The sequence below is a fragment of the Actinacidiphila oryziradicis genome (genome assembly GCF_005047355.1).
Lineage (GTDB): Bacteria > Actinomycetota > Actinomycetes > Streptomycetales > Streptomycetaceae > Actinacidiphila > Actinacidiphila oryziradicis.
In genome coordinates, this window is sequence record NZ_SUMC01000181.1 from 1 (window position 1) to 9,210 (window position 9,210).

Consider the following 9,210-nt stretch of genomic DNA (forward strand, 5'->3'; position numbering starts at 1 on the left):
GAAGGCGTCGGCGAGTTCGCCGGCGTAGGCCGCCGGGTCGGTCGCGGTGCCGTCCGCCTCGGCGAAGGCCAGGTAGCCGGACAGCGTGCCGGCCGCGCCCCCGAGTGACACCGGCAGCCCGCCGTCGAGCAGCGCCGCCAGCCGGGCGTCGGCGGCCACCACCAGCGACCGCCAGCCGGCCGCCTTCAGCCCGAAGGTGGTCGGAACCGCGTGCAGGGCCAGGGTGCGGCCGGCCATCGGAGTGTCGCGGTGTTCCGCGGCCAGCCCCGCGAGCGCCGCGGCGGTCCGACCGAGGTCGGCCCGGATCAGCCGCAGCGCACGGGCGGCCACGCAACACCCCCGCCGTCATGGCCACCCTGGGCGACATCGTCCGTGGCACGCTGCGGGCCGTCGGCTGGGCCAACACCGCCAGCGCCAGACGTGCCCACACCACTCCTGCCACCATCCTCAAGCTCCACGGCATCACGTGATCAAACCGGACAATCCCGGAACATTCCGGGGCCGTGCCCAACGGCACCAGGATCCTGGCCCGTCACCCGGACGGCTCCGCCTTCGAGTACTTGCAGCCACGCACCTGACGTCCAACACCGCGGTGAGAACCCATGCGTCGCCCATCCGTGGGTTGGCGCCGCGACACCACCTGACCAGCCAAGCCGGCGGGCATACATGGTGATAGATCATCTACTGCACGCAAAGCGGGAGCTGACTGCTTCGGTTTGCGGTGAGGTGCGCACACACCAGCCACGCCGCCCGGTCCGGCACCTTGTCTGCGTACAGGTCGGCGGCTGTCTCCGGGAGCTTGGCGGCGAATGCGGCGGCTTCTTCGACGCGGTGGTGGAAGGTCATGATGGTGTGGAGGTTGTGGGCGGCGGCGTGTTCCAGGAGCGCGGTTTGCAGGAGGGCGAGGCGTCGGCCGCGCAGTGCCTCTTCCGACAGTCCTATATACGGGTGAGTTCTGTCGCTGTGCCGTCCATTTCGGGTCTTCGAATTTAGGCGGGCAACGTGGCGGATCGCTGGCCCGGTTGTGACGTTGAGCGACGGTCTTGGGGTTCCGGTGCCCTGGACGCAGTGAGCCCGCAGGCGTCCGTGATCATGGTTGTTCTCTACGCAACCGATCATGAACACCCACGGCGGGCGGCGCGTTCAGTGGTGTCCGGCCAGGGCGACGGCGTGGTGGAGGCGAGCGGACACGCCGGTCAGCGGCGGACTGTGCCGATGGCCGCATCGAGGAGTGTCTCGATGGGAGTGTCGTCGTCGGTGCGTGCCCAGGCGGTGCTGGCCGCGTCGAGGCAGGCGAGGGCGGAGGCGACGAGGGCGTGTGCTCGCACATCCTCGGTTCCGTCGGCGGGGGCTCCGAGGCGTCTGGCGATGTCCGGGACCAGGAGTTCTTGCCAGTGGAGTTGCTTTTCCAGATGCCGGGCCCGGAGGGAGGGGGTTGCGAGGAGCATGCGCGAGGTTCTGCGCAGGGACTGCGGGGAGTCGCTGAAGTCTGCCAGCAGGGTGTCGAAGGCGGCGCGGAGTGCGTCCCAAGGGGCCTCGGTGGCGGGCCTGTCCTCAAGGGCGGCCTTCAGGTACAGGCCCGCCTGTGCCAGGTGCCCGAGGACGGCATCCTCTTTCGTCGCGAAGTAGCGGAAGAAGCTGCGCGGGGAGGTACCCGCCTCTGCGGCGATCTGGTCGACGGTGACTTCGGCGAAGCCGTTTTCGAGGAACAAACGCATGGCCACCTCGCTGATGTCCCTCTGGACGGCCAGCCGTGTCCGCTCGCGCAGGGCTGGCAACGGCTTCCCTTCGGCTCTCATGGAATGAGCATACACCGCCGCAGTTGGCAGTGACTGTCATTCATGGCGTAGGCTGCTGGCGTTGGCACGTTCCGCAGTCAGGAGGGCACACATGTCCAAGGTCATCGTCGTGACAGGCGCCAGCGATGGGATCGGTGCGGCCGGCGCCCGGCAACTACACAAGGCCGGACACGCCGTTGTGATCGTCGGCCGCTCAGCAGAGAAAACTCAAGCGGTCGCGGGTGAACTGGGCGGCGATCACTTCCTCGCCGACTTCACCAGCTTCGAGGCCGTACGCAATCTCGCAGCCGACCTCGACGCGGCCTACCCACGCATCGACGTGCTCGTGAACAACGCGGGGGGCGTCTTCGGAGACCAAAACAGGACGATCGACGGCTTCGAGAAAACCCTCCAGGTCAACCACCTGGCACCGTTCCTGCTGACCAACCTGCTCATGGACAAGCTGCTCAGCAGCAGGGCTTCAGTGATCCAGACCTCAAGCAACGGTGCGCGCCTGTTCGGGGGGATCGACATCGACGACCTGAACAACGACAACAAGTACACGCCGCACAAGGCCTACGGTGACACCAAGCTCGCGAACATCCTGTTCACGAAGGAGCTCCACGCCCGGTTCCACGGCCGGGGCCTGTCCGCAGCCGCCTTCCATCCCGGAGCCATCGCCACCAGTTTCGCCTCCGACACCACCAGCTTCATGAGGTTCGTCTACGGCAACCCGATCGGAAAGCTCTTCCTCCAGAGCCCCGACAAGGGCGCACGCCAACTGGTGTGGCTCGCGGAAGGGACACCCGGCGCCGACTGGCAGTCCGGTGCGTACTACGAGAACAAGAAGCCCGCGACGAAGAACAACCCGCAGGCCAACGACGCTGACCTCGCTCGACGGCTGTGGGACCGCAGCGCCGAACTGGCCGGAATGGCGTAATGACAGGCGTCGAGAGCGTCTGGCGGACTCATAACAGGCCTACAGAGGCGTCTTTGCGGACGGATGAGTCGTCTTCGGCACCACTTCCTCTACCAGCGCTACTCCCGCTCGGTCATCGGCCCGCTGACCACGACTGCTGCCCGCGAGCTGATCCCGGTCTTGCCCGGCCAGTGAACGCGGGCGCGTGCCACCGCCCGTGCTCACCTTGTAGCCGGGACGTCCTCGCCTTGCGGGCGGCGCAGGCCGGGTACCGGCGCCGCGGCGTCAGCCAGGCCGAAGCTGAGGGGGGTGTTCACGTCCAGCTCAAATATGCCGTATATCTCCTTATCTGGACACCGAAGGCTCGGGGAGGCCGGTGTGCGGGTGGTCAAGGAACGCGATGGCGGTGTCGTACGGCGGGCGTGGTTGATGGTGAATCGGTCGTCGCCGCCTGCCGGCAGTGTCGGCGCCGCCGTGAGCCGGTACCGGGTCCGCCGGGGCGTGGCGGAAGATGTCGGCAGGCTCGTCGGTCGGCGGGGGCTCAAGGGAGAGGGCGCCGTCACGGCGCAGGTACCAGGCGATTTCCTTGGGGGGCCAGTGGTCAAGACGGTGCCACTCATTGACACCCATGACGAAAACCAGGACTGCGGGCCTGGCTGCGGATTCGGCCGGCGGCCTGTGGACGTTGGCGCGCAGCGCGGTGCCGCAGGACCGCCTCGACGTCGTAGGCGACGGGCACCGGCATCATGCCTTCCGGGGAGAGCCCCCGCTGCGGAAAGGACAGCGGCGGCAGTCGATCCGACGGTGCGTCAGGTGATGGTCAGCTGATCGCGAGGTCGTCCACGTAGCCGCGGTAGCTGTCGGATCCGCTGGGGTGGTCGTAGCCGACGAGGATGCGGGCGATCTGCTTGTTGCTGTTGTTGGTGGCGAGGTTGACGGTGACATGGTTCCAGGTGTCCAGTGCCAAGTGGCCGCACTGGTGGGCGAGATGGGCCTGGTTGCTGTTCTGTTCGACGGCGCCGGAGTCTCGCAACGTGCTGTTGTCGGTGAATATCAGGTCGACGGCCACGCATTCGCTCTCGGTGGAACCGGCCGGCACCCAGGGGGTGGTGGAGCTCAGTGTCTTGGCCGTGCCGATGTTCAAGGGCGCGCCACTGAGGTCGTACACCTTCAGGTAGGCGTGTGCGCTGCTGCCGGTCGAGGACCCGGAGTACATCAGCGCGCTGCTGTCGGTGTGGGAGGTCTCACCGGTGCGCGGACCCGTCTGTGGTCCTGCGGAGTCGGAGTTGATGCTCGTGACGCCGTTGTTCCCGCCGCCGGCGGTGTCGGTCCAGGTGGGCGTACGGTCGCCGGCCTCGGATCCGGAGGTGAAGCTGCTGGTGCTCCCGCTACCGCCGCCGGAGGCCGGCTGCCCGAGCTGCGTCTGGGTGGCGTACGAGGTGCCGGCCGACGCGAGGCTGATGGTCTCGCCCGAGGAGGTGCCGAGGGTGATCTTCGTTCCGGAGAGGGTACCCGCGTCCGAGCCGTTGCGGTAAACCTGGACGCTTTTTGCGGGCCAGGGGTTGCTGAAGGTGAGGTTGCCACCCTTCTGGCTGACCGCGCGCACGTACTGGACGGAGTTGTTCGCCATACTGCTGGAAATGAGGAAGTCCCCGGAGGCGAGCAGATCACCGAACTTGGCGTTGGAGTTGGCGGGCCAGTCGGCGAAGACCTTGAGGTCGTTTTGGAACGACTGGAGCAGCATCTCGTCCAGGCCGGAGGTGATGACGTTGAGGTTCTCGATGCCGCTGCCATTGTGGTGTATGCCGCGGTTGTTGTAACTGTTGCCGACGGCCTCGTCGTGCATGTTGCTCAGGATGGTGGCCGGGTTGTATCCGACGCGGGCGGCGGCCGCGTAGAACGTGGCCGGCGCGTTGTCGTTGTGCCAGCGGGCCAGTTGGTCGACGGTGTTGCGGGCGGTCTGCTGCAGCGCCGGGTCACTGTCGAGGCCGACCTGACTGCCGGGATAGACGGCCTGGATGGCGATGTCGTTGCCGTCGTCGACCCAGTCGGCGCCGACCGAGGTCTCCCGGAAGACCGTCTGATCAGAGACCTGGACTCCCGGTTCCCCACGGCGAAGGACCTCAAAGCCAGACGACGATTCGTGTTTTTGAGCCCCACAGGCGCGAATTCCTGCGCGTCCAGGCCTCCGGGTTACTGGCCGCGGACTTCTTCCACGTCGACACCGTGGTCTTGAAGCGGCTGTACGTGTTCGCGGTCATGGAGGTCGGCACCCGCACCGTGCACATCCTCGGCGTCACCGCCCACCCGACCGCGGCCTGGGCCACCCAGCTCGCGCGAAACCTACTGTCCGACCTCGGCGACCGCGCCACCGGCTTCCGCTACCTGCTGCGCGACCGCGACAGCCGATACACCCAAGCATTCGACGCCGTCTTCACCACCGACGGCATCAAGCTTCTCAAGAGCGCGCCGCAGGCCCCAAGGATGAACGCCCACATCGAAAGGTTCATACGCACCGCCCGAGCCGAATGCACCGACCGGCTGCTCATCTACAACGAACAGCACCTACGGCACGTCCTCGCCGAGTACGCCCAGCACTACAACTCCGGTCGACCTCACCGAGCCCTGCAACTTCGCGCCCCTGCCGACGACCCCGACGTCATCCCCTTCCCCGCCCAGCGGATCCAACGCCACGACGTCCTCGGCGGACTCATCCACGAGTACCGCAACACTGCCTGATGAACATCACAAGAGCTGGCAAACACGCAGGTCAGCACCCATGCGGGACTTTTGGAGCCCCACAGGGGCCGCCGGGTGCACGCGGGTCGGCGATAAGGGGCTGGTCGGGCGTGCCGGGGCGGTGCTTCTGCGCTGATGTGTGGACCGGGTCCGGCTGAGAAGCTGTACTGCCTACCTCTCCGCATCACGCCCACGGCCTATCGCCGCACCTTCCAGCACCGGGCCGGCTGACGGCGCGGTCACCGAGTTGGTCGGCTCCTGAGCAGGCCTGCGCCGGAGCCTTGCGAGGCAAGGCTCCGGCGCCACTGACTCCGTCGTGCAAGCCCCTCGTGTCGCGTCGTTCTGCCGGTGATGGTCACGACCTACTGGTTTGACGGTGCTGCGTGGGGGAGTCGAGGACCTTGCTGGGGCGGTACCCGAGAGCCGTGCTGGCCTCGTTGGCGGCCGCGACGACGAGGGGGGCGAGGCGGCCGACGTCGTTGGCGGTCACCCGCTGTGTCGGCGCGCCGATGCCGAGTACGGTCGCAAGTTCGCCGGCGTGGTCGAACACGGGGGCGCTGATGGATCCCACCCCTTCGTATCGCTCTTCGAAGGTGGCCGAGTAGCCCTGCTTTCTGGCCTGTTCCGCCTGTTCATCCAGGACATCGATGTCGAGCGGGGTGTGCTCAGTGTGTCGCGGCAGTCCCTCGCGGATGAGTTCCGCACGTGCTGCGGAGTCGTAGGCCAAGAAGATTTTTCCTGGTGCCCCGGCGTGCAGGGGCATCACCATGCCGACTCTGAACAGCTGCATCACGATGTGACGGGTTTGCGCGACCGCGATGACGGTGCGGAATGCCCCGTCGCGCATGTACAGGCATGCGGTCTCGCCGGTCTCGTCGCACAGCTTCTGCAGGATCGGCTTGATCAGCTGGACGACGTCGAGCCCGAGTGTGCCCGGTGCCGCCCATTGGACGAGCGAAAGTCCGATCCGGTAGCGGTCGGCATTGCGGTCGAGGAAGCCCTCGCGGACGAGGTTGTGCACCAGTCTCTGGCACGTGCTGGTGTGCAGCCCGCTGCGCTGGGTGATCTCTCGCAGGGTGGGTTCGGGGTAGGCCACCGAGAAGCAGTCCAGGATCTTCCTGATCTTCTCGAGTACCAGCAGCGGGGGGGTGCCCGTGCCTCGGTCCGTTGCCAATCTGATTCTCTCCGCGTCGTCCGGATGGCTCGCTCGGTGATCGGGCCCGTAGGTACAGCCGCCTTGACAAGCAGTATATCGACTCACATCCTGGGTTGGTACCTCGCGATGTGAGGCAATCGGGTTGCTCATCGCTGTGACCCGGACATGAGAGAGATACGGACAATCGTGACCAGCAACCTCTCCACCCGCGAGAGCTCCCCGGTAGTCCATGCCGGTAGCAGCCGAGTCGGGCTGATTGTGCCGAGTTCGAACACCACTATGGAGACCGAGTTGCCGGAACTGTTCCGGCGCCAGAGCGCTGCGACGGGGCACTCCTATACGTTTCACTCCGCCCGCGCGGGCATGAGGACGGTCAGTAAGGCGGCGGAACTGGACGCCATGGTCGGCAAGGCCGCCGACTGTGCCGCGGCCGTTGCCGACGCCGATGTGGACGTCATCGCCTACGCCTGCCTGGTGGCCGTCATGGCCCAAGGGCCAGGGGAGCACCGGGCAGCCGAACGGGTGATCGCCGGTGCCGCCGCGAGCAGTGGCCATGCCGCGCCCGTGACGAGCAGTGCCGGTGCGCTGGTGCGGACTCTGCACGACATTAAGGCGAGCAGGGTAGCCATGGTCACTCCCTATATGCGTCCCCTCACACAGGTGGTGCGCGAGTACATCGCGGCCGAGGGGATCGACGTGCTCGACGCCGTCAGCCTGGAGGTCGACGACAACCTGGCGGTCGGCCGACTCGACCCTGCGGGTCTCCCCGAGATCGCCTGCGGGCTGCGCCGCGAGGGAGCGCGGGCGATCGTCCTGTCGGCCTGCGTGCAGATGCCCTCCCTCGCTGCCGTGCAGCAGGTGGAGGACGAACTCGGCCTCCCGGTGATCACGGCAGCCACCGCCACGACGTACGAGATCCTCAAGGCCCTCGGCCACCGGCCCGCCATCACGGGTGCGGGTCGGCTCCTTGTGGGCACCCTCGGGCCCGCGTCCTGAACCCGCTATGTCGCGCATCGGGCCTGTGCCCTGTGGCCGAGGGAGAGGAGCAGGCGTGACCGGCTAGGAAACACAACAAACCGAGCCAGAAGGTTGGGAGGCTCCGTGCCGTAAACCCAAGGGGCAAATAAATTTATTCCAGAGTAAATTATGATCTTGCTCTCAAAACAAGGAGGCTTTATCGTGACCGAACAGCACAAGAGGGCGCCGCTGCCGCACGAATTTCACCCGCTGGTCCCGTCGTTCACCGTCGTGAGCGAGGACTTCGAGCCGGGTGGAGTGCTCAAGGACGGCCAGGTCTACGCGGCTGGAAACACGTCACCGCACCTGCGGTGGGAGGGATTCCCCGCCGAGACCAAGAGCTTTGCTGTGTCGTGCTACGACCCGGACGCGCCGACAGGAAGCGGGTTCTGGCATTGGACGGTCTTCGACATTCCGAATGCGGTGACCGAGCTGCCGACGGCGGCGGGCACCGGCAGCTTCGAGGGTCTGCCCGAAGGTGTTGTGCAGGTGCGTAACGACTATGGGACGAAGGACTTCGGCGGGGCGGCGCCGCCGGCCGGCGACCCCGCGCACCGGTATGTCTTCACCGTCTACGCGGTGGATCAGGAGAAGCTCGGTCCGGACTCCGAGGCCTCCCCCGCGTTCATCGGGTTCAACCTGCGGTTCCACACGCTGGCGCGGGCCCAAGTCGTCGCCGAGTACGCGGCTCCGACGGACGGCGACGACCTGGGGTGAGCGGGAGCAAGGCCTGCTCGGCCGCACCTCGACTGAGTGCGGCCGAGTGGGCCCCTTGACTCGCCCGACTGCCCTGGCTGGAGGGCGTACCGGCCAGGACGGCGCCTCCAGAACGTCAAGCGTGGCCGACGTGAGGCGCAGGACGATGATGTCGCCGGGTGGGCGGCAGGACTGACACCCTCGCTATCCGGCGCAGCCGGTCGTGCAGGTCACTCAGCAGCCCTGGGCCAGGTAGCGGCGGAAGAAGCGGCAGCAGAGGAAGTCGCAAGGCATCGAGCGCCACTTGATACCGCCGTGGACCAGGTAGAACACGGCGTCGAGCATCGCGCGGTGGAAGTAGGAATCCGGACGGCCACCTCGTCCTTCCAGCCAGCGCGGCATCGGCAGGGCGTCGCGGACCACGGCCCACTGGGTGTCGGTCAGGCAGGTGGGGTAGTGGCGCTTGCGGTCCGGTTTGTCGGCGGCGTTCCCGCGCCGGTGCGCGAGGCAATCGCACGACGACGCACCGGAGTTGGGCGCCGGCACTCTGGACACGGAAGACTGGGACACGTGGGCCTCCTGGGTGCTTGGTGACTCGACATCTCCGAGCTGCGCAGGAGGCCCTTCCTGCATGCGCCGGCCAGCGGGCGATCATCCCAAGGAGAGCAGAGCTCGAACTCCCGTCCGTACCTCAAGCTGCAAGATCGCTTTGATAACGGCTTCTCACTGACACACCTGACGCGTTCACTCCATCTCATGTGCGGAAGACGGGCCTAGCGGCAATGCCGCTGTTTTAAGCGGTGACCTTGGGTTTTCGCTTGGCCGGGGCGCTCTTGGACGCGGGGGTGATGGTGACCGCCTCGGCCGGCGGGGCGGCGGGCTGGGGCCAGGTGCGGTGGTGGGCG

General features: G+C 66.9%; 11 protein-coding genes and 1 pseudogene. 5 read left to right on the top strand and 7 right to left on the bottom strand.

Annotation, left to right across the window (positions count from 1 at the left end; all coding sequences use genetic code 11):
- A partial coding sequence (locus FCI23_RS52080) for a lyase family protein (RefSeq protein ID WP_407646161.1) occupies positions 1–330 on the bottom strand: 330 nt, incomplete at its 3' end.
- A gap of 17 nt (positions 331–347) precedes the next feature.
- Here FCI23_RS52080 and FCI23_RS62850 point away from each other — a divergent pair.
- Positions 348–470 (top strand): hypothetical protein, encoded by a 123-nt coding sequence (locus FCI23_RS62850; protein ID WP_265737853.1) that lies wholly within the window; start codon positions 348–350, stop codon positions 468–470.
- Between the two features lie 283 nt (positions 471–753).
- On the opposite strand, the pseudogene FCI23_RS64445 reads toward FCI23_RS62850, so the two are convergent.
- Both FCI23_RS64445 and FCI23_RS52090 read right to left on the bottom strand, forming a co-directional pair.
- Positions 754–948: pseudogene (locus FCI23_RS64445) on the bottom strand (hypothetical protein); the annotation flags it as partial.
- 248 nt (positions 949–1,196) lie between these two features.
- Positions 1,197–1,799, bottom strand: a complete 603-nt coding sequence (locus tag FCI23_RS52090; RefSeq protein WP_136730945.1) for a TetR/AcrR family transcriptional regulator — start codon at positions 1,797–1,799, stop codon at positions 1,197–1,199.
- A 91-nt stretch (positions 1,800–1,890) separates the two neighbouring features.
- Between FCI23_RS52090 and FCI23_RS52095 the strand changes: the two genes are divergently transcribed.
- On the top strand, positions 1,891–2,718 hold the full coding sequence (locus tag FCI23_RS52095) for an SDR family NAD(P)-dependent oxidoreductase (protein WP_136730946.1): 828 nt from the start codon (positions 1,891–1,893) through the stop codon (positions 2,716–2,718).
- A gap of 324 nt (positions 2,719–3,042) precedes the next feature.
- Here the strand turns inward: FCI23_RS52095 and FCI23_RS52100 are convergent, their stop codons facing one another.
- A complete protein-coding gene (locus FCI23_RS52100) occupies positions 3,043–3,327 on the bottom strand; it encodes a hypothetical protein (RefSeq protein WP_136730947.1) in 285 nt (94 codons plus the stop codon).
- A 190-nt stretch (positions 3,328–3,517) separates the two neighbouring features.
- The gene (locus FCI23_RS52105; protein WP_136730948.1) at positions 3,518–4,543 is read right to left on the bottom strand and encodes a hypothetical protein; all 1,026 of its coding nucleotides are present in this window, start codon (positions 4,541–4,543) and stop codon (positions 3,518–3,520) included.
- Positions 4,544–4,923: 380 nt separating this feature from the next.
- On the opposite strand from FCI23_RS52105, the gene FCI23_RS61905 reads away from it, so the two are divergent.
- Positions 4,924–5,436, top strand: coding sequence for an integrase core domain-containing protein (locus FCI23_RS61905; protein WP_246144873.1), 513 nt, complete (start codon positions 4,924–4,926; stop codon positions 5,434–5,436).
- A 355-nt stretch (positions 5,437–5,791) separates the two neighbouring features.
- On the opposite strand, the gene FCI23_RS52115 is transcribed toward FCI23_RS61905, so the two are convergent.
- Entirely contained in the window at positions 5,792–6,610 is an 819-nt protein-coding gene (locus tag FCI23_RS52115; RefSeq protein WP_169317421.1) for an IclR family transcriptional regulator, read from the bottom strand.
- A gap of 147 nt (positions 6,611–6,757) precedes the next feature.
- On the opposite strand from FCI23_RS52115, the gene FCI23_RS52120 reads away from it, so the two are divergent.
- Positions 6,758–7,588 (top strand): maleate cis-trans isomerase family protein, encoded by an 831-nt coding sequence (locus FCI23_RS52120; protein WP_322974056.1) that lies wholly within the window; start codon positions 6,758–6,760, stop codon positions 7,586–7,588.
- A 183-nt stretch (positions 7,589–7,771) separates the two neighbouring features.
- Positions 7,772–8,326, top strand: a complete 555-nt coding sequence (locus tag FCI23_RS52125) for a YbhB/YbcL family Raf kinase inhibitor-like protein (protein ID WP_136730951.1) — start codon at positions 7,772–7,774, stop codon at positions 8,324–8,326.
- Between the two features lie 213 nt (positions 8,327–8,539).
- Here FCI23_RS52125 and FCI23_RS52130 read toward each other — a convergent pair whose 3' ends face one another.
- Positions 8,540–8,875, bottom strand: coding sequence for a transposase (locus FCI23_RS52130; protein WP_246144874.1), 336 nt, complete (start codon positions 8,873–8,875; stop codon positions 8,540–8,542).
- Positions 8,876–9,210: the final 335 nt, after the last annotated feature.

Bases quoted from the DNA above. Each gene is read 5' to 3' on its own strand.
- FCI23_RS52120 (WP_322974056.1), top strand. From the start codon at position 6,758: ATGAGAGAGATACGGACAATCGTGACCAGCAACCTCTCCACCCGCGAG.
- FCI23_RS52100 (WP_136730947.1), bottom strand. From the start codon at position 3,327: ATGGGTGTCAATGAGTGGCACCGTCTTGACCACTGGCCCCCCAAGGAA.
- FCI23_RS62850 (WP_265737853.1), top strand. From the start codon at position 348: ATGGCCACCCTGGGCGACATCGTCCGTGGCACGCTGCGGGCCGTCGGC.
- FCI23_RS52095 (WP_136730946.1), top strand. From the start codon at position 1,891: ATGTCCAAGGTCATCGTCGTGACAGGCGCCAGCGATGGGATCGGTGCG.
- FCI23_RS52090 (WP_136730945.1), bottom strand. From the start codon at position 1,799: ATGAGAGCCGAAGGGAAGCCGTTGCCAGCCCTGCGCGAGCGGACACGG.
- FCI23_RS52105 (WP_136730948.1), bottom strand. From the start codon at position 4,543: ATGCACGACGAGGCCGTCGGCAACAGTTACAACAACCGCGGCATACAC.